The sequence below is a fragment of the Paraburkholderia bryophila genome (assembly GCF_013409255.1).
Taxonomy (GTDB): domain Bacteria; phylum Pseudomonadota; class Gammaproteobacteria; order Burkholderiales; family Burkholderiaceae; genus Paraburkholderia.
Genome location: NZ_JACCAS010000001.1, coordinates 2,866,217 through 2,890,236, shown reverse-complemented (window position 1 = coordinate 2,890,236; position 24,020 = coordinate 2,866,217). Strand labels below are relative to the sequence as shown.

Genomic DNA, 24,020 nt, shown 5'->3' with positions numbered 1-24,020 from the left:
GGCTGACGGCATCCATGGAAAAATAGCGAATGGACTTGCTGGCCGGCAGGTCCGTTCAGACCCGAGAGGTAAACATCATGATCAACAAACTGACTTCCGAAGAACGCGCCACGAAGCTCGCCCAGTTGCACGACTGGCAAGCTGTGGCCGGCCGCGATGCGATTCAGCGGCAGTTCAAATTCGCCGACTTCAACGAAGCATTCGGCTTCATGACGCGCGTGGCGATCAAGGCGCAGGAAATGGATCACCACCCGGAGTGGTTCAACGTCTACAACAAGGTGGAGATCACACTGTCCACGCACGAGGCCAATGGACTGACCGAGCGCGACATCCAACTCGCCACCTTCATTGATAGTATTACCGCGTAATACACGCGATCCGAGGCGTTTCGATGACGTTTATGCCTGGTGACTCAAACAATGGGACGGAATGAAAGGGCATTGCAGGCAATCCCTTATCGAAACCTTCAGTTCTACAGGCTATTATTAAGGCGCACGTAAGATTCCCATGCTTGCCTGGCAATCCCGTCCAAACGTTCCAGTGATAGCGAGTGCTGACGCTGTACAATCATCAGCGCATACGGCTTGGAGAGCGCGCTTGCCTCCTTGCACAGAACGAGTTCGTCGCCGCTTGATGGTGAGCGGGCGCGCCAGAAGTTGATCGCGGCTTCCAGTTCGTGAATGCTTATTTCGGACATGACGTCGTGATCGCTCTCCAGGTCTGTGCAGCAGGCGCCCCGGCGAACCGCTTGCCCAAACGCCTAAACCCATTGTACTTGAGCGAAATCCATGCGACTCCTTCTGATCGAAGATGACCGCCCCATCGCACGCGGCATCCAAAGTAGTCTCGAACAAGCCGGCTTCACCGTCGACATGGTCCATGACGGTATTTTCGCCGAACAGGCCCTGACCCAAAACCGCCACGAGCTCGTGATCCTCGATCTGGGCCTGCCCGGTATCGACGGCATGACGCTGCTGTCGCGTTTCCGCCAGAGCAACCGTCATACGCCGGTGATCATTCTCACCGCGCGCGACGAATTGAACGACCGTGTCCAAGGCCTGAATTCCGGTGCCGACGACTACATGCTGAAGCCGTTCGAACCTACCGAACTCGAAGCACGCATTCGCGCGGTGATGCGCCGCAGCGGTCCGCACGGCGATATGCCGCGTCCGGAAGTATCGCTGGGCGGTGTGCGTCTGTCGGGCGTCGACCGTCGCATTTTCAACGACGACAAGCCGCTCGAACTGTCGCCGCGTGAATTCGCGGTGCTCGAAATGCTGTTGCTGCGCCATGGCCGCGTAGTCAGCAAAGCGCAACTGCAGGACCACCTGACGCATTTCGGCGGCGATCTCGGCGACACCGCGATCGAAGTCTACGTGCACCGGGTGCGCAAAAAGCTTGAAAACTGCCGTGTCGAGATCGTCACGGTACGTGGCTTCGGTTACCTGTTGCAGGAAATCCGTCAGGCCGCATAATCGTCACGAAGGCCGCCATCGTCATGGTGGCCTGACGGCGCCGGGCCGGCGCCGCGCACTCGGTGCGCACCACGCCGGCACCCGGCGGAATTTCACGGCGTCTGTGCCGTAGTCACTTTCCCGCGCGTTCGATCATGCCCCAGCCGGCCGCCAATAGTCTGCGCCGCACGCTGCTGCGGCGCCTCGCTGCTCCCCTTTCATTGCTCGCGCTAATGAGCGGCCTGATCGCTTACTGGCTCGCGTGGCAATACACGCAGCATGTGGTCGACCGTTCGCTCGCCGACCTCGCCACCGCGATTTCCAAACAGATCCAGATTGCCGGACCGGATGCCCGCATCACGGTGCCACCGCTCGCGCAGGCCATGTTCTCCGACCCGGCCGAAAATCTCGTCTACCGGATCAGCAACGGCGATACCGAAATCGCCGGTGACCACAATCTGCCGCTGCAAGGCACCAGCGTGCGCCGCATGCACTACGCCTATGTGTTCGAGACGCAGCATGAGGGCACGACCGTGCGCGTCGCTCAGGTGCGCGTCGATCAACCGAGCGGCAATCCGATCGTCGTCGAAGTCGGGCAGCCGGTGCATCACCGCTTCAGGATCGCCGCCGAGTTTCTGGTCGCGATCATGATGCCGCTGCTGTTGTTGCTGTTGGCCGGTTGGGTGATTGTGTGGCGCGTCGTGAATCAGCAGCTCAATCCGCTGACCGATCTCGCTGACTCGCTGAATCGTCAGACGCATACGTCGCTCGAACCGGTCGACGAAACCTATGTGCCGGTTGAAATCCGGCCGCTGACCGGCGCGCTGAACGCGCTGCTCGATCGTCTGAAAACCGCACTCGACGGTCAGCGCAAATTCATCGCCGACGCCGCGCATCAGTTGCGTACGCCGCTCACCGCCGTCAAGCTGCATGCGGAACAAGCTGCTGTTGCGCGTGACCCGCAGCAGACGCTCAAGGCGGTTCGCGAACTACGCGCCGCAGCCGACCGCGCGGTGCGGTTGTCGAATCAACTGCTGTCGCTTGCGCGCGCTGAGCCGGGTGAACAGGCGGCACGCTTCGTCAACGTGGACATGGCCGCGCTCGCGTTCGACACCGGCGCGGAATGGGTGCCGCGCGCACTGACCTTCCAGGTCGACCTCGGCTTCCAGCGCCTCGACGACCCCGCCAACGCGCAGCCGCTGATCGCGCGCGGCAATCCGGTGTTGCTGCACGAAGTGATCGCCAATCTGCTGGATAACGCGCTGAAGTACGTGCCGCCCTCGCGCTTCGACGGCGGGCGTATCACCGTGACGGTGTCGCAAACGGTGATCGACGAATTGCGCATGGCCGAGATCATCGTCGAAGACAACGGACCGGGCGTGCCCTTCACGCAGCAAGCGGATCTGTTCAAGCGCTTCTTCCGCGGCGACGGTCAGACCGAAGCCGGTGTCGACAGCGGCGCCGGTCTCGGCCTCGCGATCGTTCACGACATCATGGTGCTGCATCACGGCAGCGTGCATTACGAAGATTCGCCCGATGGCGGCGCACGCTTCATCGTGCGTATTCCGCTCGTGCCGATCACTGTGCAGAGCGAGCCGGTTTCCGACGAACGGCGTCCGATAAAAAAATCGGCGCACTCGGCGCCGATCGACATCTAACATAGGGAACCCCCACGCTGGCTGCCGCGCACTCACTCCAGTGAGCGAACGGCGGCAGCCAGCGTTTTCATTTCTTCTTCGCCTTCTTAGCGGCCTTCTTGGCCGACTTATCGGACTTGCCCTCGCCCTTCTCTTTCTCCGGCGGCGCCAGCATCGTGCCGCGGCACTTTCGCGCGCCGCAACGGCATTCGTATTCCTTCTTCAACTTCTTCGTCTGACGCGCGTCGATCACGAGGCCGTAGTCGTAAAAGACTTCCTCGCCTTCCGCGATGTCGCGCAACGCGTGCACGTACACGTGACCGTCGATTTCCTCGGCTTCGCAATTCGGCGCGCACGAGTGGTTGATCCAGCGCGCGCTGTTGCCGTCGACCTTGCCGTCGATCACCTTGCCGCTGTCGAGCGCGAAATAGAACGTGTGATTCGGTTCGGCCGGATTATGCGGATGCCGACGCAACGCTTCCTTCCAGGAGATCCGCTCGCCCTTGTATTCGATTAGCCGATCGCCGGCTTTGATCGGTTCGATGGCAAACACGCCTTTGCCGTGCACACCCGAACGGCGCACGGCGATCCTGCGTGAACTCATTGAATGAATCCTTGTGAATAACGGGGATGAGGTCCGGCAGCCGCCGGACATGCCCGCGTCTGACGCGCTGCTTTTTTCCGACGCGGATAGCAAACGCGGCGCCTTGCGAGCGCCGCGTCGACTTGCGGCGCACCTACGCCACATCCGGCATCCTACACGCTCCAGACGGCTTCCTTCAACCGTCAAAAAGACGTGATCGTGTCACGCGCGTCACCTTCAACGTTGTCCGAACGAAATGTCGCCGAACAGCGCTTTCTGCTCGCGGGGTTGCGAACGCCAATATTGCGGCGGCGCCTCGACCGTCGCACCGAGTTGCGCCGCGGCGTGCCACGGCCAACGCGGGTTGTACAGCAATGCACGGGCCAGCGCGATCAGATCGGCGTCGCCGGCTTCGATCAGTTGCTCGGCATGAAGCGGATCGGTGATCAGGCCCACGCCGATCGTCGTGAGGCCGGTAGCCTCTTTGACCGCCTTCGCGAAGGGAATCTGATAGCCCGGTTCGAGCGGAATCTTCTGCAACGGCGAGACACCGCCGGACGACACGTCGATCCAGTCGCAGCCGCGCTTCTTCAATTCTTGCGCGAACGCGATCGTGTCTTCCAAGGTCCAGCCGTCCTCGACCCAATCGGTTGCCGAGACGCGCACGCCAACCGGTTTGTCGGCGGGAAACGCGGCGCGCACGATGTCGAAGATTTCCAGCGGAAAACGCATGCGGTTTTCGAGCGAGCCGCCGTAGTCGTCGGTACGTTGGTTGGCGATCGGCGACAGGAATTGATGCAGCAGATAACCATGCGCCGCATGCACTTCCAGCCCGTCGATACCGAGGCGTGCGGCACGCCGCGCGGAGGCCGCGAATGCTTCGCGAATCCGGTTCAATGCGGGCGTATCGAGTGCCAGCGGCGGTTCTTCGCCGGCCTTGTGCGGCAGCGCCGACGGCGCATGCGGCAACCAGCCGCCTTGCGACACCGGAATCAGTTGCCCGCCTTCCCACGGCGCCTGGCTCGACGCCTTGCGCCCGGCGTGCGACAACTGCATCGTCACCTTGATATGGGAATGCTTGCGGATCGCGGCCAGCACCGGCACGAGCGCGGCTTCGGTCGCGTCGTCCCACAGGCCGAGATCGCCGGGGGTGATGCGGCCGTCCGGTTCGACCGAGGTCGCTTCGATACACAACATGCCGGCGCCCGACAAAGCCAGGCTGCCGAGGTGGATCATGTGCCACGCGGTGGCCTCGCCACGATCGGCGGAATACTGGCACATCGGGGACACGACGATACGATTGGGAAGCGTCACGCTACGCAGCGTGAGCGGAGAAAAAAGCGCGCTCATGGATGTCGCCCAGTAGAAACCCGAGAGCGATCGAGCATAGCACCGCGAGGGATTTACTGCAGACAGGGGTCGCTTCAGCTTAGCGCTTAAGGCTCAGGGCTTAGGCTCGACCTGGTCGAGCCACTCACCGAACATCCGGCAGGCGGCGGCTTCCAGTGCGGGGCCGAACTGCGCGGTTTCGGCACGCAACCGGCGTGCATCGATACCATGGCCGACCAGCTCGCCGGCATTGCCGATCAGCCAGGGTTCGAAGCGATCGGTGCGAATCTCCGGATGGCATTGCAAGCCGAGCACATGGTTGCCCCAACTGAACGCCTGGTTTTCGCAGGCCAGCGTGGAGGCAAGACGCGTGGCGTTGTCAGGGAGATCAAAGGTGTCGCCGTGCCAATGCAGCATGGAGGTCTGCGCGGCGTCCAGATGACGCACCGGCGAAGCGCGACCGGCCTCGGTCAGTGTGAGCGGTGTCCAGCCGAGTTCGGTATGCCCGGCAGGATAGACCCGCGCACCAAGCGCACGGGCGATCAGTTGAGCGCCGAGGCAGATGCCGAGCGTCGGTAAACCGGCGGCAATGCGTTTTTCGATCAGCGACAGCAGCGGTACGAGCGTCGGATAAAGCGCGTCGTCGGTGGCGCTGATCGGGCCGCCGAGCACCACCATCACCGACGCGGATACCGGATTCGGCGCCTCGATACGGCCTAAGCCGACGTCGAGATAACGGACCGGACGGCCGCGCTCGCCGAGCACCAGCTCAAGACTACCCAGATCCTCGAAGTGCACATGGCGAATGGCCAGAACTTCGCGATTCATCGGCCTGACCCACCTTCAGGTTGACTAAAGACTTGCCGCTACGCGGCGCCGATCGGCTTAGGGTGGCTTAACCAACCCTAAGCCGGCTTGGCAGTGTAGCGGATTGTTCCGGAAGAAGCCGCCTTACTGGGCGAAGATCTTCCAGGTCTTTTTCTGGGTGGCGACGTCGGCGATTTCGTAGACCGAGCAATCCAGACGCACGTTCGTGTCCGACATGTTCATGTCGAGCAGCGAGCAGTGATGCGGCGTCTTCTTCGGATTCTTGCTCGGCTCGAAGTGCGCGCAGCTCAGGCACATGCGGTGCGGCGGAATCGTGCCTTGCGCTTCCAGCTGATGGACGGTCTTGAGCAACGTGCGATAGAACACCGACTGCTCATCGTCACGCAGCGTGCCGACCGCCTTCGCGAGGAAGTCCGGCCATTGCGCGGCGCGCTTCGCAGCGGTACGGCCACGTGCCGTCAGACGAACCGCGAGTGCGCGGCCGTCGTCGAGCGCACGGCGCTTTTCGACCAGACCCTTGGTTTCGAGCGTGCTGACGGCATCGCTCGTGGTCGCTGCGGTCAGGGCCGTTTCGCGGGCGATTTCGCCGAGGCGCATCGGGCCTTTGCGCTGCATCAGCAGGACGAGAATTTCGCCTTGGGTCGGGGTGAGACCCGCGCCTTCGGCCCATTCCCAAGCCTGGCTGCGCATCGCCGTGCTCAATCGCAAGAGGCTGTGGGTCACCCGCCCGGCTGCCTGTTCTCCGTATACGCCTTCGCTCATAATCTTCGATTCGTTTATTTACAGCTTTGGTTCAAGACCGGCGACTTGCTCGCCGACCGCGCCCGCAGCCTGTGGGGGTAGCCTCGCCCGACTGCGGACAAGACGGTTTCTACTATCTCAAAAATTTGCCGCCTGACCAGCCAAGGCAGCGAAAACGACATTCTATGCGAGAGCGGCGAATCGTACAGCTAACTTATCCAAGGCAAGCTGTGGATAACCGCTGGAAAACCTGGGGACGGCTTGTGCACCGATTCTTGATAAGCATCCAGGCGCTGTTTTTGCCTGCAGAAGTTGTCCTCGTATACCAGCGTCGATGCGTTCGCGTCCCGTGCAGTTATGGTTTACGCAGCGCGTTGACTTTGCAGGGAATTATTCAGTTGTCCACAGGCCAGGGCGATGCTTGTTAACTACTACTACTTTGGTATACGTTAACTTTATAAAAACCTAAGACACCTCCGGCTGGAAAAATAAATTACATAAAAAAACCCGCACGAGGCGGGTTTCCTTACGGTTTGACGTAATCCGTTCTGTGCCTGACTAGGCTCGCCATTGCAAACATTGCTGACGGACAGCTTCGTGCAAGGATTTTTCTTTCTCGAACACGCCGCGCAACCAGGTTGCGTCGTTCACCTGCCCGCGCGCGATCGCGCCGATCTCGGCAAGCGCATTACCCGAACCCAATGCTTCGGCGTGCGGTGCAATCAGATCGAGCGTTTCGAGGATGTCTTCGGAAATCGTCTTGCGTTCGCCGGTTTGCGGATTGATGCAGGTACCGGCCAGACCGAAGCGGCATGCTTCGAAGCGATTGAAGGTGTAGACGAGGTAATCGTCTTCCTGCGGCGTGATCGGTTTGTCGAGCAGCAAATGCCGCGCCAGCGTCTGGATGTAGCAGGCGATCGCCGCCGCGCGATCCACCGATAGCGGCGTGTCCATCACGCGTACTTCGATCGTGCCGAAACCCGGCTTCGGCCGGATGTCCCAGTAGAAATCTTTCATGCTGTTGACCACGCCCGTGTGGACCATCTTCGAGAAATATTCCTCGAAGCTGTCCCACGTCAGCACGAACGGCGCGCGGCCTGACAGCGGAAACGCGAACACGGAATTCAGGCGTGCCGAATGAAAACCGGTGTCGACGCCTTGCACGAATGGCGACGAAGCGGACAACGCGATGAAATGCGGAATGAAGCGCGACATGGAATGCAGCAGATACAGCGCGCTGTTCGGATCCGGACAGCCGATATGCACGTGCTGGCCGAACACCGTGAATTGCTTGGCCAGATAGCCGTACAACTCGGAAAGGTACTGAAAGCGCGGCGTATCGACGATCTGCCGTTCGCTCCATTGCTGGAACGCGTGCGTGCCGCCGCCGCACAAACCGACGTTCAGATGATCCGCCGCGGAAACCAGCGTGTCGCGAATCTTGCGCAAATCGGTGACGGCCTGCTCGTGCGTCGTGCAGATGCCGGTCGACAGCTCGATCATGCTTTCGGTAATTTCCGGCGTGATGTTGCCGGGAATTTTTTCGTCTTTGATGAGGCGCAGCAGATCCGAGCCGGCTTTGGTCAGATCATAGTCGTGCGTGTTGACGATTTGCATCTCGAGTTCGACACCGAAGGTATACGGTTTCGAATCGATGAAGGGTTCGAGTGACATAGCGTCCCCTGTGTCAGTCGGCCGGGAAGTTGTCGCCTGCCCGGCCGTTTTTGAATCGAATAACTCGAGTAAGTCGAATCAGGCGGATGAAACATCGAGCAGCGCCGCGCGCTTACTCTTCGCGCCGCTCGGCCACCAGCGCGAGACTGCGATAGACGAGCCACGGCCCGAGAATCTGCAGCACGAAAATCGAACACATCACGATCGCGCGCAGTTGCGGATCGAAGTTCGGGTACAGGTTGTACGTATCGTCGACCAGCAGATACGCGAGCGCCGACATGGGCGATAACGATAAACCGAGCGCTATGCCCTGCTTCCAGTTCAAGCCGCTCGGTTTCGCAAAGGCCAGCACGCCGACCAGTTTCGCCACCAGACGCGCAACGATCAGGCCCAATGCCGCCACACCGCCGAGCGCGATATCTTTCCATTCGAACGAAGTCAGCGTCAGCACGAACAGAATCACGGTCAGCAACCAGCCGGCGGTGCCGAAATGCTCCGGCCACAACTGCGGACGCGCCTCATGATTTTTCACGATGATGCCGGCTGCGAGCAGCGCCAGAATCGTCGACAGCTTGAACAGATGCGCGACTGCGATCGCCAGCAACACCAAGCCGAACAGCGCGACAAACGAGTGCTCGTCCTGCATGTTCAGACGGCGATAAAAGAACGTGCAGGTCCGCGCCAGCAAATACGCGAGCACGAGCGAGCCGACCAGCAGATACAGCGGTTGCAGGATGGTGGCGAAAACATTGCCGTAAGCCTCCTGATGCAACCAGCTCGACACCAGCTTTTCGATCACCACCGCGTACATGCTGTTCAACGCGGTCAAGGTCAGCATGCGTTGCGTGACCTGGCCTTCCGCGCGCAATTCCGTTTTGAGCTGGATCACCATCGCGGGCGAGGTGGCCATCGCGATCGCGGCGAGCACGGTTGCCACGATCACCGGCACGTTCAGCAATAGCAAAACCGGCAATACCAACGCGAACGTCAGCGTCGCTTCCGCCACGCTCGACAGGATCAGCCAAGGGTTACGGCGAATCCAGCGCAAATCGAGCCGGCTGCCGAGTTCGAACAGCAGCAAACCGAGCGCGACGTCGAGTAAAGGTCGCGCGGCGCTGGCGGAATCGGCATCGATCACGCCCGAACCCGCCGCGCCGGCGACGAGACCAATCACCGCATAGCCGGAAATACGCGGCAGACGCCACGCGCGATAACACAGTTCACCGCACAGGCCGGCGGCAAGCAAGGCGAGACCCGCCCAAAAAATGGCGTCGGGTGCGAGAGGCCAGGCCGGAAAGAATGAAAACGCCGACTTCATCGTGATGGGTTCTCCTTGGCAGCAACGGCAGGCGACACGAACCGGCGCGAACACCGGCGAGCGGGCGGGCGCATGAAGCGCTCACAGTCGCGATCGCTTCGCGTGACCCGCGTTGCGAGTTTTTCAACGATCGGATGATCTGAATGCACCGCAGCCGCTGGGAGCCCGGCGCATTCCTGAGTGCGGCCGTAGCAACCGGCACGGCACGGTGAAAGAACGCCGGCGACTTTGAATCAGATTCTGATTGGCCGACACCGTTCCGTTGTTGCGTGTGCCGCTAGAGGCGAAGCACGACGCGGAAAAGAACGGCGATTGTGCCATAGCTTTTTCAGAGTTGACCGAAAAGGCGCGAACATGCAGGCAAAACGGTAAAAACGTACGTTATCTTCGCAGCATGAGGAAAAAGCGACCGTTTTGAGATGAACTTGGGGCGTCCGGACGTTCAGCTTGAGGGACCCAGATGTGTTTTTCGGGAAGGTTAACTGGAAATTTTTCGGTCGCCTGGAGGGCGGTTAACCGGGCTTCTCGACGACGACCGCTTTCCAGCTCGCCTCGGCCTTTCTGTTTACAGGTTTACTGTATGTATACGTAGTAACAGTTAACAAGCTGCCTCGGTTTCTGTGGATAACTCCTGTTTACCGAAATGAATCATCAGCTTGCCGACGGCATAACCGGATGCACAGCTTGTGCGGGAGCGGCGGGTATACAAGGGTAACTTTTGGCGATTTTCGTCGCCGGCAAAGTTACCCCGTTTACGTCCACAACGGTTCCACACGAGTTTCGCCGGTTAACCGCAAGCTTATCCACAGGGTGGGGTGGATAACTTATCCACCGGTTAACACGGCTCGAAACACGGCTCGACGCGCGGTTAACTCACGGTGCCCTGACGCAATGCTCGCAAGAGGAAGCGAGCCGGATCGATGTCCTCGGCCAGATCCCGTTCGATTGGCCACGGCTCGCCTTCGATCTGCGACGCGATCAGTTCCGCGCCGAGCGCTGCCCACACCAGGCCGCGGGAACCGTAGGCGAAGGCGCCGTACAAGCCGTCCATGCGCGGCAGGTCGAGCGGCCAGGCACCACGCAGGCGTTGGGCGTCGCGCGCTGCGAGGGTTTCGTCGGCGAGTTGGCCGATCATCGGCATGCGGTCGCTGGTGACGCAGCGGAACGCGACGCGGCCGGTCAACGCGGCCGACGGCGTCTGTACAGCTTGAGCGGCTTGTGAGGCTTGAGCCTCCAGGGACGCAACGCCTGCAAACGCCGGCAGCATCCGCGCCACGCGCTCGAGGTTTTCCAGATGGCCGTCCGCACGCAGCGATGTGTCGGGATCATCCAGCTCGTAGGTCGCGCCGGTCAGCGTGACGCCGTCGGCGAGCGGCACCGCATAGCCTTCACCGATCACCGGCAGCGCCAGCGGCGCGACCGTACCGGCCGGCAGCAAGGTCAATTGGCCGCGGATGCTGCGCGTCGGCGCATGCCGCAAACCGGCGATGCGCGCTGCATGGTGCGCACTCGCGACGATCACCACCGGCGCGCGCGCCACCGCCTGCCCCGACGTGTCGAACACGGTCCATTGGTCGCCATCCCGTTCGATTCGCGCGACGTCCACGCCAAAGCGCCGTTCGAGCAAGCTGCCCGCCGCGGCGCATTGTGCGGCGCACAGCGAAGCCGGGTCGATCCAGCCGCCGTGTGGAAAGAACCAGCCGCCGCGTGCTAGCGGCATGCCGGCCAGTTTTTGCGCGTCTTGCGCCGACACGGGCGTCACGTACTCGGACGGATAGCCGAACGCGGCGATCGCGTCGCTGATCGAACGGGCTTCTTCGTCGTCTGCGGCGATTTGCAACAGGCCTGGCGCGCCGCGCAACAGTGGGTGGCCGAGCCGTTCGAGCGCGGCCCAGCGCCTGAGCGTGTACAGAAAGCCCGCGCGCGTCACGCGCGACGCGACGCTGTCGTCGCGCGAAATCATGGGATGGAACACGCCGGCAGGATTGCCCGACGCGTCTTGCGCCACCGACGCATGCCGCTCCAGCGACGTCACGCGCCAGCCGCGCGCGGCGAGCCGCTCGATCACCGCGCAGCCCGCGAGCCCGGCGCCGATTACGACCGCGTGCCGTTCTTCTACCGCGAGCGGCGCGGGCGGTTCATAACGCCGCACACGCCAGCGCGGCGCGAAATGGCCGACCAGCATCGCCCGTTTCCACCCGAAGCCGTCTACCTTGCGGTACTCGAAGCCGCATTGCGTCAACGCGCGCTTGATGTCGCCGGCGCTGCTGTAAGTGGCGAAGGTCGCGCCGTCGCCCGCCAGGCGCGCGAGCGACTTGAAGATCGCCGGGGTCCAGAGTTCGGGGTTTTTGGCCGGTGCGAAACCGTCCAGATAGAACGCGTCGGCGCGCAGTCTCAACGCCGGCAAGCTCTCGATTGCGTCGCCGAATACCAGCGTGAGCACGACACGGCCGTCGTCGAATTCGAGCCGGTGCGTGCCCGGAACCAGCATCGGCCAGGCGTCGGCGAGCGTTTCCGCCAACGCGGCAATGGTCGGGTCGGAGAGGGTCTTTGCGTAGACGCTGCGCAGATCGTCCAGAATGAACGGATGCTTCTCGGTCGACACGAAATGCAGCCGCTCGCAGCGCGCCGGATCGGCGCGCCACGCGGCCCAAGTCATCAGAAAGTTGATGCCCATGCCGAAACCGGTTTCGAGCACGGTGAAAACACGGCGCTTTTGCCATCGTTCCGGCAACGCGTTACCGCGCAGAAAAACGTATTGGGATTGTTCGAGACCGCCCACGACGCTGTGATAGATGTCGTTATAGAGCGGTGAATAAAGCGAGCCGTTGTCGCGAAAAGCGACGACAGCGGGGATCAGCGGATCGGTCATGCGGGACGGAAATGGACGCTCGCAAGAGCGGGTCGAACGTTACCGTCCGCGCGCGCCGCTCGCCGGACGGCGAAAAGGACGCGCCGAACGTTGGCAAAACCCAACGCCAAGCCCCGTCCATACTGGGTTTCAGCCATCTGCGGGAGGCGCCGACAGCAAAAATTGCGGTTTCCTTGCGATATCGGCCCCGGAACCGCGTAAATCTTCGAAACCCTTGTCCTGATTGGGTTTGCGCTGCGCTATCATAGCAAGCGCCGCGAAGGGAGCGGCGGCACGGCCGCCAGGCAGTCATCTGCCGGGCGCTCAGGTCCGGAGGGGATCCGGAGCCGCAGCTGCTCGACGGCGCGGCCCGCGCACGTATAATCGGCGCGTTCGCGCTGTTCGTGTCAACCTAAACTCAGAAAGGAACCTTAATGAACAAACAGGAACTGATCGACGCCGTCGCAGGACAGACGGGCGCCAGCAAGGCTCAAACCGGTGAAACGTTGGACACGTTGCTTGAAGTGATCAAGAAGTCTGTGTCGAAGGGCGACGCGGTCCAGTTGATCGGCTTCGGTAGCTTCGGTTCGGGCAAGCGCGCAGCACGTACGGGTCGTAACCCCAAGACCGGCGAATCTATCAAGATCCCGGCCGCCAAGACCGTCAAGTTCACGGCTGGTAAGGCGTTCAAGGACGCAGTCAACAAGCGCTAAGCAGATTACTGCCCGGCAGTTGACACCCGCCCACGGCGGGTTTTTTTTCGTCTGCTGGTTTTGCCGCGGGTTGAACGGCGACGGGCGTCGCGGTTCAACCGCGGTTCAATCTTCAAGCGCGGGCAAGGAAGCCTGGCTAGTCGTGACGGTGGATGATTTCGCCGTGGCCGTGGCCGTGGCCGTCATGATCGTGGCCGTGGTGGTCGTGACCGTGGTCATGCCCATGGTGATCGTGATCGTGGTCGTCTTCATCGAAGTCCCATGTCGGGAACGGATCCGTGAACTGCTGCCACGCTTGCGGTCCCAACGCATATTCTTCGTCGTTCAGCAGGCAGGCGTCGAACTTCGCCTTCCACACCGCCGGTTCGATGCCGACGCCGATCATCACCAGTTCCTGGCGGCGGTCGCCGATGCTCAGATCGTCCGGATCGCCGTGCCAGTCGGCGGCGATTTCCGCGGCCAGCTCGTCGTCGCCGTCCGGCCATTCGCTGCGGTCCTGCGCTGCCCACCACATGCCCGCCGGACCATGCCGGCAAGCGCCGCCGGCTTGCGACAGCGAACCGGCGATATCGTTACGCGTCGCCAGCCAGAAGAAGCCTTTGCTGCGCAGAACGCCCTTCCACTCCTGATGCAGCAGCGCCCACAGACGCTCCGGATGAAACGGCCGGCGCGCCCGGTAAATGAAATTGCCGATGCCGAATTCGTCCGCTTCACCGTGATGCGCATGACCGTGCTCGTGATCATGTTCGTGATTCAGCGAGGCCAGCCAGCCCGGCGCGCTCGACGCTTCGTCGAAATCGAAGCGCCCGGTGTTCAGCACTTCCGCGAGCGGCACTTCGCCGAAACGGCTGACCACTTGAACCGCGCGCGGGTTGATCCGGGCGAGGATGCGTTGCAGACGCGTGAGCTCGTCGGCGCTGACGAGGTCGGCCTTGTTCACGACCAGCACGTCGCAGAACTCGATCTGCTCGATCAGCAACTCGACCAGCGTGCGATCGTCTTCTTCGGTCGCGGCAATGCCACGCTCGGCAAGCGCGTCGGCGGAACCATAGTCGCGCAGGAAGTTGAACGCGTCGACCACGGTCACCATCGTATCGAGCCGCGCGACGTCGGAGAGCGACGCGCCGTCGTCGTCGACGAAGGTGAAGGTCTCGGCGATCGGCATGGGCTCGGCCACGCCGGTCGATTCGATCAGGATCGCGTCGAAGCGCTGTTCGCCGGCAAGACGCTTGATCTCTTTCAGCAAGTCGTCGCGCAGCGTGCAGCAGATGCAGCCGTTCGATAGTTCGACCAGTTGCTCTTCGACATGCGAGAGCGCGGCGGCGTCACGCACGAGCGTGGCGTCGATATTGACGGCGGCCAGATCGTTGACGATCACGGCGACGCGCAAGCCGGCGCGATTCGCGAGGATGTGATTCAGGAGCGTGGTCTTGCCGGCGCCCAGAAAACCGGAGAGCACGGTGACGGGCAATAGCGGCTGGTTCATCGCAGTACGGGAAACAAGAGGATTGGAAGGCGTGCCGGGCGTGGGTCGCAGGATCGCGTGACCAGGATGACCGCGTTGGCGGTCGCATCGCGACGGCAGCACGAAGCCGCATTGTGCATCAAAACGGGCGATGTCCTCCTGGCGAGCCGGATCGCCACACGGCTGAAATGACGCAGAGGCTGAAGTCGACGCTGAAGCGTCTGGCCGAACGGCCAGACGAAAGATCGCCTATATAAGAATAGCGATCCAATATGGATAAGACAGGCTCACGCGCTTAGCGTGCGGCCGGCATCAGATTCCACTTGCGCAGGATCGCGGCGATCTGCATCGCATACTTATCACGCAGCGCCGGCGTTTCCGAGTGGTACGCGCCGATCGCTTGCCAGGTATTGCCGTACTTGTTCATCTGACGGCGCAGATGCCACGCCGCGATGTAGACGTTCTTGCACGGCTCCATCAGCGTGCCTTGCGAGATGCCGTATTGCGCGAGCACCGGCAGATGAATCGAATTGATCTGCATAACGCCGTAGTCGGTCGAGCCGTTGGCGTTCTTGTGTTGGGCATCGGGCCGGTTGTGCGACTCCTGCCACGCAATGGCGCGCAGAATCAACGGATTGACCTTCTGATACTTCGCCGCTTCGTCGAAACAATCGGCGCGCGCCTGCCCTGCTGCGACCAGCACGGCAAGTCCTGCGACGACAGTGACGAAGGCTCGTTTCATCGGTCAAGACGACTAAGTAAAGCGCAAGGGTAAGGTCTGGTAAGGCGGTTCGTCGGCCATACTTCAGCCGCTTGCAGCCGTCGAGCCGCACTGGCCGGGCGTTTGTCAGGCATCGGGGAAAACCCGCGTCGGCAAGCCGCAACCGCTGACCCGAACGGCTCGTATGATACCGGCAGGTAGACTCGCGTCAAGTTAGCTAACAGACATAAGCATGTGGAAACAAGGCGCTGCGTCATTCGCACTCAACCTCGCACGAGCTTTCATTTGATTGACGGCAACAAACGGTCTTTAGAGTATTCGCACGGCGCCGTTCGTTTTGTGACAAATCCGACATGAAAAACTGTTACTGTTCATTTTTTTCGGACATAGGGTGGCCGGCAAAGCGGGCGAAGTCTGCTCGCAAGGCGGCCCGGCAGACCGATAGGGCGGCGGCCTGTTCCCATGTCCGCACGGCGTGACCGTCGGCAGTTTTGGCTGCCGGCATCGAAACCACATTCCATGAGAATAAATCGTATGGCTTTGCGTCGCGTCGCAACGGCGCTGCTGGTGGCTGGCTTGATCACCGCGCAGACAGCACAGGCACAGGTGACACTGAACTTCGTGAACGCTGACATCGACCAGGTGGCCAAGGCGATCGGCGCGGCCACCGGTAAAACGATCATCGTCGACCCGCGTGTGAAGGGGCAGTTGAACCTGGTGTCGGAAAATGCAGTGCCTGAAGAACAGGCACTGAAGACCTTGCAATCCGCCTTGCGTATGCAGGGTTTCGCTTTGGTCCAGGACCACGGCGTACTGAAGGTCGTACCGGAGGCCGACGCCAAGCTGCAAGGCGTGCCGACCTACGTCGGCAATACGCCGGTCGCGCGTGGCGATCAGGTGATCACGCAGGTGTTCGTGCTGAAGAACGAATCGGCCAATAACCTGCTGCCGGTGCTGCGTCCGCTGATCTCGCCGAACAACACCGTGGCCGCTTACCCGGCCAACAATACGATCGTCGTCACCGATTACGCCGACAACGTACGCCGCATCGCGCAGATCATCGCGGGCGTGGATACGGCAGCGGGCCAGTCGGTGTCGGTCGTGCCGTTGAAGAACGCGAACGCGCTCGACATCGCGCAGCAACTGACCAAGATGCTGGACCCCGGCGCGATCGGCAGCACCGACGCAACGCTGAAGGTGCAGATCACCGCTGACCCGCGCACCAACTCGCTGCTGATCCGCGCGTCGAACGGCGGGCGCCTCGCGGCCGCGAAGACGCTGGCGAAAGAGCTCGACGCGCCGACCTCGATGCCGGGCAACATCCACGTCGTGCCGCTGCGCAACGCGGACGCGACCAAGCTCGCGAAGACTCTCCGCGGCATGCTCGGTAAGGGCGACACAGGTTCGTCGGCCAGCTCGAACGAAGCCAATTCGTTCAACCAGAACGGCAGTGGCGGTGGTGGCGGCGGCTTTGGCAACAATTCGACGGGCAACTCTGGTACGCCGCCGTTGCCCTCGGGCGGACTCGGCGGTGGTGGCTCGCTGGGGTCGTCGCTGGGCGGTGGCGGCGGTGGGTCGGGCGCGAACGGCGGCTCAGGTTCAGGCGGCCTGCTCGGCGGCGATAAGGACAAGGGCGACGACAATCAGCCCGGTGGCATGATTCAGGCGGATTCTGCATCGAACTCGCTGATCATCACGGCGGCCGAGCCGGTGTACCGCAATCTGCGTGCAGTGATCGACCAGCTCGATGAGCGGCGTGCGCAGGTCTATATTGAAGCGCTGATTGTCGAACTGAACTCGACCACGAACGCCAATCTCGGCATTCAGTGGCAGGTGGCGAACAGTTCGATCTATGCCGGTACCAACCTGGCGACCGGCAACAGCAACAGCATTATCAATCTGACGGCCGGGGCTGCAGCCGCCGCCGCGACCGCGGGTAGTGGTGGCCTTGCCGGTGCGCTCGCAAGCGGGTCCGGGCTGCAGCAGGGGCTTAACGTTGGCTGGATCCACAATATTTTCGGTGTGCAGGGACTCGGCGCGTTGCTGCAGGCGCTGTCGCAGACCGCTGACGCGAATGTGCTGTCCACGCCTAACCTCATCACGCTCGACAATGAGGAAGCCAAGATCGTCGTCGGGACGAACGTGCCGATCCAGACCGGCTCGTACTCGAACCTCACCAGTGGCAGCACAAGCTCGGCATTCAATACCTACGACCGCGTCGATGTCGGTCTGACGCTGCACATCAAGCCGCAGATCACCGACGGCGGCATTCTTAAGCTGCAGCTCTACACTGAAGACTCGGCGATCGTGACCGGCACCACCAACGCGACGACCAACCCGGCCGGCCCGCAGTTCACCAAGCGCTCGATCCAGTCGACGGTGCTCGCCGATAACGGCGAGATCATCGTGCTCGGCGGTTTGATGCAGGACAACTACCAGGTCAGCAACAGCAAGGTGCCGTTGCTCGGCGATATTCCGTGGGTCGGCCAGTTGTTCCGTTCGGAACAGAAGACCCGGGTGAAGACCAACCTGATGGTGTTCCTGCGTCCGGTGATCATCAGCGATCGCAGCACCGCGCAGGCCGTGACGTCGAACCGTTACGACTACATCCAGGGCGTGCAGGGCGCGTACAAGTCGGACAATCGCCTGATCAAGGACAACGACGATCCGGTGATGCCGCCGATACCGCTCGGCCCGAGCCAGGGCGCTCCGGCGGCGACGAACCTGTTCGATCTCGACCAGATGCGTCGCCAGCAGATGACGCGGCCACCGCTTGTCTTGCCCACGCCGGCTAATGGTGGCGCGGTGCAGAGCAATCCGGTGCCGTCCAACAACGGCGCGGTGCAAAGCGGCCCGGTGCCGACGACGACGCCGTCGACCGCAGCGCCCGGAGTGCAGCCGTGAGCACGCCGTCCACGCCGCCGTCAGCGTCGCGTGCTGCTGCGTCGACTCAAGCGTCGGCGCTGCCGGGCGGCAGCGCCGCTGAACTCGCCGAACGCAGCGCGCCCTCGCCGCTCGCCGCTCGCCTCGTGCCGTACGGCTTCGCGCGCAGCGGCCAGATTCTGGTGGCGCATCAGCATCCCGATAGCCTCGAAGTCTGGATCAGCGAACGCACCAGCGAAGCTGCGCTCGCCGAAGTGACACGCAACTTCGGCGCGGTATCGGTCGTGCGTTTGTCGGCCGATGAACTCGCGCAGGCGATCAATCAGGCATACGCACGCCAGGACGGCAGCGCGGCGCAAGTGGTCGGCGAAGTGGAAGGCGAAGTCGATCTGTCGCGCTTGATGCAGGACATTCCCGAGGTCGAGGATCTGCTCGAATCGGAAGACGACGCGCCGATCATCCGCATGATCAACGCGCTGCTGACGCAAGCGGCGCGCGAACAGGCGTCGGATATTCACATCGAGCCGTTCGAGACTTCGTCGGTGGTGCGCTTTCGGGTGGACGGCACGCTGCGCGATGTGGTGCGGCCGAAGAAAGCGCTGCACGGCGCGCTGATCTCGCGGATCAAGATCATGGCGCAGCTCGATATCGCCGAAAAGCGTCTGCCGCAAGATGGCCGGATCACGCTGCGCGTGGGCGGACGTCCGGTCGACGTGCGAGTGTCGACGTTGCCGACGGGCCACGGCGAACGCGCGGTGCTGCGTCTGCTGGAAAAAGATGCATCGCGGTTGAACCTCGAAGCGCTCGGCATGGGGCGTGACACGCTCGTCAAATTCGACAAGTTGATCGGCAAGCCGCACGGCATCGTGCTGGTGACAGGCCCGACCGGTTCGGGTAAGACGACCACGCTGTATGCGGCGATGTCGCGGCTCGAAACGGCAACCACCAACATCATGACGGTCGAAGACCCGATCGAATACGACCTGTCCGGCATCGGCCAGACGCAGGTCAACGAACGGATCGGCATGACCTTCGCGCGGGCGCTGCGCTCGATTCTGCGGCAGGACCCGGACGTCATCATGATCGGTGAAATCCGCGACCTCGAAACCGCGCAGATCGCGGTACAGGCCTCGCTGACGGGCCACCTCGTGCTCGCCACCTTGCACACGAACGACGCGGCATCCGCCGTCACGCGTTTGACCGATATGGGCGTCGAACCGTATCTGCTGGCGTCGTCGCTGCTCGGCGTGCTGGCGCAGCGGCTGGTGCGGCGTCTGTGTCCGGTGTGCCGCGAAGAGCGCACCGAAGAAGACGGCAGCGTGCGCTGGCATCCGGTGGGTTGCGACAAGTGCGGGCAGTCCGGTTATGCGGGACGGCGCGGCGTGTACGAACTGCTGCTGATCGACGACGGGATCCGCTCGCTGGTTCACCGCAACGCCGCCGATTCGGAAATTCTCACGGCAGGCCGTGCGCAAGGTATGCGCACGCTGCGCGAGGACGCGGACCGTTGGCTCGAATCGGGGCTGACGTCACTCGAAGAAGTGATCCGCGTAACGGGCGGAGCGTAAGCGCATGCCGGCATTTCGTTTCGAAGCGATCGACGCGGCGGGCAAGGCGCAAAAAGGCGTGCTCGACGCGGACAGCGCGCGCGGCGCGCGAACCAATCTACGCTCGCAGGGACTGACGCCGCTCGTCGTCGAACCGGCGGCGTCGCGCACGCGCGGCGAACGCAATCAGCGGCTGTCGCTCGGGCGGCGTTTGTCGCAGCGCGAACAGGCAATCCTCACGCGGCAACTCGCGAGTCTGCTGATTGCCGGGCTGCCGCTCGACGAAGCGCTCTCCGTGCTGACCGAGCAATCGGAGCGCGACTACATTCGCGAGCTGATGGCGTCGATTCGCGCGGAAGTGCTCGGCGGCCATTCGCTCGCCAATGCACTGACGCAGCATCCGAAAGATTTTCCCGAGATTTATCGCGCGCTGGTCGCGGCGGGTGAACACACCGGCAAGCTCGGTCTCGTGCTGTCGCGGCTCGCCGACTACATCGAGCAACGCAACGCGCTCAAGCAGAAGATCGTGCTCGCGTTCACGTATCCGACGATCGTCACGATCATCGCATTCGGCATCGTCACGTTTCTGTTGAGCTACGTGGTGCCGCAGGTGGTGAACGTGTTCGCCAGCACCAAGCAGCAGTTGCCGATTCTCACCATCATGATGATGGCGTTGTCCGGTTTCGTGCGGCACTGGTGGTGGGCGATGCTGATCGGCGTGGTCGTGATCGCGTATCTGGTCCGCTCGATTCTGAGGCAGCCCGGCCCGCGTCTCGCGTTCGACCGCTGGCTGTTGACCGCACCCCTGCTCGGCAAACTCGTGCGCGGGTATAACACCGTGCGCTTTGCCAGCACGCTGGGCATTCTGACCGCGGCGGGCGTGCCGATTCTGCGCGCGCTGCAAGCCGCCGCCGAAACGCTCAGCAACAATGCGATGCGCGAGAACATCGACGATGCGATCGTGCGGGTGCGCGAAGGCACGTCGCTGTCGCGTGCGCTCGGCAATACGAAGACGTTTCCGCCGGTGCTGGTTCACCTGATCCGTTCGGGCGAAGCGACCGGCGACGTGACGACCATGCTCGACCGTGCGGCCGAAGGCGAAGCGAGCGAACTGGAGCGTCGCACGATGTTCCTGACAAGCCTGCTGGAGCCGTTGCTGATTCTGGCGATGGGGGGCGTGGTGCTGGTGATCGTGCTGGCGGTGATGCTGCCGATCATCGAGTTGAACAACCTGGTGCAGTAAGGCTGGGAGAGTCTGGATTGCGCAGCGACGGCGGCTGCGTGACTGGGCTCGCGGGAGAGCTCAGCATGGCGGCCACCGTTGCTGCGGCCGCGCGATCAGATGAAGCGTCAACCGAAGCGAAGCGGCAATTTGATGCGTTTCGCTTCAGCGCAAGTTAGCGAACGTAGATCGTGGGACCTGCAGGATTGGTCGGCAGAAATACTTCGGAATGCGCGCCATTGCGGTTGATGATGATGGAGCGGGCGCGGACTTCGCCGAGCGTGGCGCCTTGCATCAGCGCGCTACCGAGCGACACCGCGTGCGGCGGTTCGCCGCCGACGCTGACGATGGCGGCGGCGCCTTCCGTCAAAGCGAGGATGCCGAACAGATGCACGTCTTGATTGGCGTTGCGCGTGAGCTGTCCGCCGAACAGCGTGGCGGCCTGGTCGGTCGAGACCTGCGCGTGCGCAGCGGCAGCGGGCAACGGCGCACCGGACAACGTGCTGAGCGTGATGACCCAGTAGGTCACCGTCGCGCAAAACACGGCGAACAGTGCGAGCGACAGAAGGCGGATTTGGATAGCGTTCATGCGCATCATTGTACGGACTATTGTGAAAATTGCGTTGGTTGAAAGTGTCTCGGTGTTTTCTCACAACCCTTCAACTGCGTAACATTAAAATGACCGGCCGGGCGTGTTCAATGGCAGCCTGATTGCTGACACGCGAATCCCGCCCCGTCAAAAAAATTCCACCTGATAAGAGGTAGCAAGCTATGCAACTGTCGACCACTCGCCGCACTGAAATCGCGGGTTCGCGCAGCCGTCGTCAACGTGGATTCACGCTGATCGAAATCATGGTCGTGATCGCGATTCTGGGCATTCTCGCGGCATTGATCGTACCGAAGATCATGAGTCGTCCGGATGAAGCGCGGCGTGTTGCCGCGAAGCAGGACATCGGCACCGTGATGCAGGCCATGAAGCTCTACCGTCTCGACAACGGCCGTTATCCGACGCAGGAGCAAGGTTTGCGCGCGCTGATCGAAAAGCCGAGCACGGACCCGGTGCCGAACAACTGGAAGGACGGTGGTTATCTCGAACGTCTGCCGAACGATCCGTGGGGCAATGCCTATCAGTATCTGAATCCTGGCGTGCATGGTGAGATCGACGTGTTCAGCTATGGCGCGGACGGCAAGCCCGGCGGCGAAGGCAATGATGCCGACGTCGGGTCGTGGCAGTAATCCGTCGGCGTAGAGAAGATTTTCATGCGAGGTCCACTGCCGAACGGCCGCCGCCGCACCGCGGGTTTTACGCTGCTGGAAATGCTGGTGGTGCTGGTGATCGCGGGCTTGCTGGTGTCGTTGACCGCGCTGACGATCACGCGCAATCCGCGCACCGATCTGAACGAGGAAGCGCAACGTCTCGCGCTGCTGTTCGAATCGGCCGGCGATGAAGCGCAGGTGCGCGCGCGGCCGGTTGCATGGCAGCCGGTGGACGGCGGTTTCCGTTTCGATCTGCGCACGGAAGACGGCTGGCGTCCGCTGCGCGACGATCTGCTCGGACCGCGCCGTTGGGAAGGCGGCGTGACGGGTGTGGCGATCAACTATCCCGGTTCGGATACGCAACCGAGCCGGGTGGTGTTCGGCACCGAGGCGATCGACGTGCCTGTGCAGATCACGCTGTTTTCGGCGGCGGGGCGCGCGACGATTGTCGGCACCGGCAATGGCCGCTACGAGGTGCACTGAGATGCGTCGTTGCAGGAGCAGGATGGCTCACGAGAAGGTCGACCGCGCGCAGCGCGGTTTTACGATGATCGAGGTGCTGGTGGCGCTGGCGATCATCGCGGTGGCATTGGCGGCTTCGTTGCGCGCCGTGGGCAGTCTTGCGACTGGCGAGGCCGATTTGCACAAGCGCTTGCTGGCCGGCTGGAGCGCTGACAACACGTTGGCGCAATTGCATCTGACGCATGGCTGGCCGAATGTCGGTTCGACGAGTTTCGATTGTTCGCAGGGTAATTTGCAGTTGATCTGTACTGAGCGTGTGACGGCGACGCCGAACCCGGTGTTTCGTCGGGTGGAAGTGATGGTGACGACGCCTGGCGGTAGCGGCAATCTTGCCCAGATGGTGACGGTGGTCGCGAATGAAACGAACCGTTCGCTCTGAGCGCCGCCGCCGATCGGGCGGGCGTGGTTTCACGCTGATCGAGCTGATGGTCGCGATTGCGATTCTGGCGGTGATTGCCGTGCTGTCGTGGCGCGGGCTCGACCAGATCATTCGTGGCCGGCAGACCATTACGAACGCGATGGAAGACGAGCGCGTGTTTGCGCAGTTGTTCGATCAGATGCGGATCGATGTGCGTCAGGCCGCGTCGGATGACGAAGCGGGTCAGGCGGCGGTGTCGGTGTCGGGCAATGTGTTGCAGGTTGTGCGGCAGTTGATGTTGCCGGGGACGGCGCCGCGGTTGCAGGTGGTGCGGTATCGGATTTCCAATGGACGCGTGATTCGGTATGCGTCGCCGCCGTTGGGGAATGCCGGGGATTTGCGGCGCGCGTTGCGCGGTGGTGAAGGTGATGGGTGGAGTGCTGTGCCGCTGATGGGTGGGGTTGGGGCGATCAATGCGCGGTTGTATGTGCCTAAGGTTGGCTGGACTACCCAGATGGGGGATGTGCAGAGTGCGATTACCGAGGCGGATAACAATCTGAAGGTGCCCCAGTTGGGGAGTGCGCCGCTGCCGCGGTCGGTTACCGGGCTTGAGGTCAGTATTGGGGCTACTTCGCTGGCGCGGCCAGTGACGCGCGTTTTTCTCGTCGGAGAGTGAAATGAGGTTCTGTTTTTTGTCTCCGCGACGCGCTTTGGGTTTTCGTTCTTCTGGACGGGGTTTTTGCTTTTGTCGGTGTTCTGGCTGTGTTGGCCTTTCCTTGTTTTCGCGGTGGTCTATTGGCGTTCCCCCTGTGCGGGGGGGCACCTACTTTTCTTTGCCTGCCGCAAAGAAAAGTAGGCAAAAGAAAGCGGCTCACACCGCTAATTCTGAAGCGGGTCCCTCGCGCAGCCACGGTAGT

At 62.2% G+C, this 24,020-nt stretch carries 22 protein-coding genes; 11 read left to right on the top strand and 11 right to left on the bottom strand.

The window, feature by feature from the left end; translation table 11 throughout:
• The first annotated feature begins 29 nt into the window (after positions 1-29).
• Complete coding sequence (locus GGD40_RS12815; protein ID WP_179743919.1) at positions 30-368, top strand: 4a-hydroxytetrahydrobiopterin dehydratase; 339 nt, start codon at positions 30-32, stop codon at positions 366-368.
• Between the two features lie 104 nt (positions 369-472).
• Here GGD40_RS12815 and GGD40_RS12810 read toward each other — a convergent pair whose 3' ends face one another.
• Positions 473-697, bottom strand: coding sequence for a DUF3717 domain-containing protein (locus GGD40_RS12810; RefSeq protein WP_179707643.1), 225 nt, complete (start codon positions 695-697; stop codon positions 473-475).
• A 91-nt stretch (positions 698-788) separates the two neighbouring features.
• Here GGD40_RS12810 and GGD40_RS12805 point away from each other — a divergent pair, with 91 nt between their 5' ends.
• Complete coding sequence (locus GGD40_RS12805; protein ID WP_013590077.1) at positions 789-1,475, top strand: response regulator; 687 nt, start codon at positions 789-791, stop codon at positions 1,473-1,475.
• Positions 1,476-1,609: 134 nt separating this feature from the next.
• The gene (locus tag GGD40_RS12800) at positions 1,610-3,112 is read left to right on the top strand and encodes a sensor histidine kinase (protein WP_179707641.1); all 1,503 of its coding nucleotides are present in this window, start codon (positions 1,610-1,612) and stop codon (positions 3,110-3,112) included.
• A gap of 67 nt (positions 3,113-3,179) precedes the next feature.
• Here GGD40_RS12800 and GGD40_RS12795 read toward each other — a convergent pair whose 3' ends face one another.
• The 7 genes from GGD40_RS12795 to mnmC all read right to left on the bottom strand — a co-directional run bounded on the left by GGD40_RS12795 (position 3,180) and on the right by mnmC (position 12,436).
• Positions 3,180-3,695: an SET domain-containing protein gene (locus GGD40_RS12795; RefSeq protein ID WP_179743918.1), complete on the bottom strand. Its 516-nt coding sequence runs from the start codon at positions 3,693-3,695 to the stop codon at positions 3,180-3,182.
• A 216-nt stretch (positions 3,696-3,911) separates the two neighbouring features.
• The gene (locus GGD40_RS12790) at positions 3,912-5,024 is read right to left on the bottom strand and encodes an NADH:flavin oxidoreductase/NADH oxidase (protein ID WP_179743917.1); all 1,113 of its coding nucleotides are present in this window, start codon (positions 5,022-5,024) and stop codon (positions 3,912-3,914) included.
• 93 nt (positions 5,025-5,117) lie between these two features.
• Entirely contained in the window at positions 5,118-5,831 is a 714-nt protein-coding gene (locus tag GGD40_RS12785; protein ID WP_179743916.1) for a glutamine amidotransferase, read from the bottom strand.
• A 123-nt stretch (positions 5,832-5,954) separates the two neighbouring features.
• On the bottom strand, positions 5,955-6,593 hold the full coding sequence (locus tag GGD40_RS12780) for a MarR family winged helix-turn-helix transcriptional regulator (RefSeq protein WP_035554298.1): 639 nt from the start codon (positions 6,591-6,593) through the stop codon (positions 5,955-5,957).
• 537 nt (positions 6,594-7,130) lie between these two features.
• Complete coding sequence (locus GGD40_RS12775; protein ID WP_179743915.1) at positions 7,131-8,246, bottom strand: YbdK family carboxylate-amine ligase; 1,116 nt, start codon at positions 8,244-8,246, stop codon at positions 7,131-7,133.
• A 112-nt stretch (positions 8,247-8,358) separates the two neighbouring features.
• Positions 8,359-9,564 carry a cation:proton antiporter gene (locus tag GGD40_RS12770; RefSeq protein WP_179707633.1) on the bottom strand — a complete coding sequence of 402 codons (1,206 nt, stop codon included), beginning with the start codon at positions 9,562-9,564 and terminating at the stop codon, positions 8,359-8,361.
• A gap of 868 nt (positions 9,565-10,432) precedes the next feature.
• Complete coding sequence (mnmC, locus tag GGD40_RS12765) at positions 10,433-12,436, bottom strand: bifunctional tRNA (5-methylaminomethyl-2-thiouridine)(34)-methyltransferase MnmD/FAD-dependent 5-carboxymethylaminomethyl-2-thiouridine(34) oxidoreductase MnmC (protein WP_179743914.1); 2,004 nt, start codon at positions 12,434-12,436, stop codon at positions 10,433-10,435.
• Between the two features lie 413 nt (positions 12,437-12,849).
• Between mnmC and GGD40_RS12760 the strand changes: the two genes are divergently transcribed.
• Positions 12,850-13,128: an HU family DNA-binding protein gene (locus tag GGD40_RS12760; RefSeq protein WP_179707629.1), complete on the top strand. Its 279-nt coding sequence runs from the start codon at positions 12,850-12,852 to the stop codon at positions 13,126-13,128.
• A 136-nt stretch (positions 13,129-13,264) separates the two neighbouring features.
• On the opposite strand, the gene GGD40_RS12755 is transcribed toward GGD40_RS12760, so the two are convergent.
• On the bottom strand, positions 13,265-14,614 hold the full coding sequence (locus GGD40_RS12755; RefSeq protein WP_179743913.1) for a GTP-binding protein: 1,350 nt from the start codon (positions 14,612-14,614) through the stop codon (positions 13,265-13,267).
• Positions 14,615-14,888: 274 nt separating this feature from the next.
• Positions 14,889-15,335 (bottom strand): lytic transglycosylase domain-containing protein, encoded by a 447-nt coding sequence (locus GGD40_RS12750; protein WP_179743912.1) that lies wholly within the window; start codon positions 15,333-15,335, stop codon positions 14,889-14,891.
• A gap of 513 nt (positions 15,336-15,848) precedes the next feature.
• Between GGD40_RS12750 and gspD the strand changes: the two genes are divergently transcribed.
• Genes gspD through gspF form a run of 3 tightly spaced genes read left to right on the top strand, consistent with a single transcriptional unit; the run spans position 15,849 to position 20,987 of the window.
• Positions 15,849-18,218: a type II secretion system secretin GspD gene (gene gspD, locus GGD40_RS12745; RefSeq protein WP_179743911.1), complete on the top strand. Its 2,370-nt coding sequence runs from the start codon at positions 15,849-15,851 to the stop codon at positions 18,216-18,218.
• On the top strand, positions 18,215-19,765 hold the full coding sequence (gene gspE / locus GGD40_RS12740; protein WP_373565282.1) for a type II secretion system ATPase GspE: 1,551 nt from the start codon (positions 18,215-18,217) through the stop codon (positions 19,763-19,765). The genes gspD and gspE overlap by 4 nt, the downstream gene beginning before the upstream one ends.
• 4 nt (positions 19,766-19,769) lie before the next feature.
• The gene (gene gspF, locus GGD40_RS12735; RefSeq protein ID WP_179743910.1) at positions 19,770-20,987 is read left to right on the top strand and encodes a type II secretion system inner membrane protein GspF; all 1,218 of its coding nucleotides are present in this window, start codon (positions 19,770-19,772) and stop codon (positions 20,985-20,987) included.
• A 154-nt stretch (positions 20,988-21,141) separates the two neighbouring features.
• On the opposite strand, the gene GGD40_RS12730 is transcribed toward gspF, so the two are convergent.
• Complete coding sequence (locus tag GGD40_RS12730) at positions 21,142-21,555, bottom strand: general secretion pathway protein GspC (protein ID WP_179707619.1); 414 nt, start codon at positions 21,553-21,555, stop codon at positions 21,142-21,144.
• A 182-nt stretch (positions 21,556-21,737) separates the two neighbouring features.
• Between GGD40_RS12730 and gspG the strand changes: the two genes are divergently transcribed.
• The 4 genes from gspG to GGD40_RS12710 are packed head-to-tail and all read left to right on the top strand — an operon-like array spanning position 21,738 to position 23,779.
• Positions 21,738-22,202, top strand: a complete 465-nt coding sequence (gene gspG / locus GGD40_RS12725) for a type II secretion system major pseudopilin GspG (RefSeq protein WP_035554286.1) — start codon at positions 21,738-21,740, stop codon at positions 22,200-22,202.
• A gap of 24 nt (positions 22,203-22,226) precedes the next feature.
• Positions 22,227-22,706 carry a GspH/FimT family pseudopilin gene (locus tag GGD40_RS12720; RefSeq protein ID WP_244146979.1) on the top strand — a complete coding sequence of 160 codons (480 nt, stop codon included), beginning with the start codon at positions 22,227-22,229 and terminating at the stop codon, positions 22,704-22,706.
• A 1-nt stretch (position 22,707) separates the two neighbouring features.
• Positions 22,708-23,124 (top strand): type II secretion system minor pseudopilin GspI, encoded by a 417-nt coding sequence (gene gspI, locus GGD40_RS12715; protein ID WP_179707617.1) that lies wholly within the window; start codon positions 22,708-22,710, stop codon positions 23,122-23,124.
• The gene (locus GGD40_RS12710; RefSeq protein ID WP_179707615.1) at positions 23,102-23,779 is read left to right on the top strand and encodes a PulJ/GspJ family protein; all 678 of its coding nucleotides are present in this window, start codon (positions 23,102-23,104) and stop codon (positions 23,777-23,779) included. Before gspI ends, GGD40_RS12710 begins: the two co-directional genes overlap by 23 nt.
• Positions 23,780-24,020: the final 241 nt, after the last annotated feature.

Coding starts and splice junctions, on each gene's coding strand:
- GGD40_RS12800 (WP_179707641.1), top strand. CDS start 1,610: ATGCCCCAGCCGGCCGCCAATAGTCTGCGCCGCACGCTGCTGCGGCGC.
- GGD40_RS12730 (WP_179707619.1), bottom strand. CDS start 21,555: ATGAACGCTATCCAAATCCGCCTTCTGTCGCTCGCACTGTTCGCCGTG.
- GGD40_RS12805 (WP_013590077.1), top strand. CDS start 789: ATGCGACTCCTTCTGATCGAAGATGACCGCCCCATCGCACGCGGCATC.
- GGD40_RS12710 (WP_179707615.1), top strand. CDS start 23,102: ATGAAACGAACCGTTCGCTCTGAGCGCCGCCGCCGATCGGGCGGGCGT.
- GGD40_RS12760 (WP_179707629.1), top strand. CDS start 12,850: ATGAACAAACAGGAACTGATCGACGCCGTCGCAGGACAGACGGGCGCC.
- GGD40_RS12795 (WP_179743918.1), bottom strand. CDS start 3,695: ATGAGTTCACGCAGGATCGCCGTGCGCCGTTCGGGTGTGCACGGCAAA.
- GGD40_RS12775 (WP_179743915.1), bottom strand. CDS start 8,246: ATGTCACTCGAACCCTTCATCGATTCGAAACCGTATACCTTCGGTGTC.
- gspG (WP_035554286.1), top strand. CDS start 21,738: ATGCAACTGTCGACCACTCGCCGCACTGAAATCGCGGGTTCGCGCAGC.
- GGD40_RS12815 (WP_179743919.1), top strand. CDS start 30: ATGGACTTGCTGGCCGGCAGGTCCGTTCAGACCCGAGAGGTAAACATC.
- GGD40_RS12810 (WP_179707643.1), bottom strand. CDS start 697: ATGTCCGAAATAAGCATTCACGAACTGGAAGCCGCGATCAACTTCTGG.
- GGD40_RS12755 (WP_179743913.1), bottom strand. CDS start 14,614: ATGAACCAGCCGCTATTGCCCGTCACCGTGCTCTCCGGTTTTCTGGGC.
- GGD40_RS12785 (WP_179743916.1), bottom strand. CDS start 5,831: ATGAATCGCGAAGTTCTGGCCATTCGCCATGTGCACTTCGAGGATCTG.
- gspD (WP_179743911.1), top strand. CDS start 15,849: ATGGCTTTGCGTCGCGTCGCAACGGCGCTGCTGGTGGCTGGCTTGATC.
- gspF (WP_179743910.1), top strand. CDS start 19,770: ATGCCGGCATTTCGTTTCGAAGCGATCGACGCGGCGGGCAAGGCGCAA.
- GGD40_RS12720 (WP_244146979.1), top strand. CDS start 22,227: ATGCGAGGTCCACTGCCGAACGGCCGCCGCCGCACCGCGGGTTTTACG.
- gspI (WP_179707617.1), top strand. CDS start 22,708: ATGCGTCGTTGCAGGAGCAGGATGGCTCACGAGAAGGTCGACCGCGCG.
- GGD40_RS12780 (WP_035554298.1), bottom strand. CDS start 6,593: ATGAGCGAAGGCGTATACGGAGAACAGGCAGCCGGGCGGGTGACCCAC.
- GGD40_RS12790 (WP_179743917.1), bottom strand. CDS start 5,024: ATGAGCGCGCTTTTTTCTCCGCTCACGCTGCGTAGCGTGACGCTTCCC.
- mnmC (WP_179743914.1), bottom strand. CDS start 12,436: ATGACCGATCCGCTGATCCCCGCTGTCGTCGCTTTTCGCGACAACGGC.
- GGD40_RS12770 (WP_179707633.1), bottom strand. CDS start 9,564: ATGAAGTCGGCGTTTTCATTCTTTCCGGCCTGGCCTCTCGCACCCGAC.
- GGD40_RS12750 (WP_179743912.1), bottom strand. CDS start 15,335: ATGAAACGAGCCTTCGTCACTGTCGTCGCAGGACTTGCCGTGCTGGTC.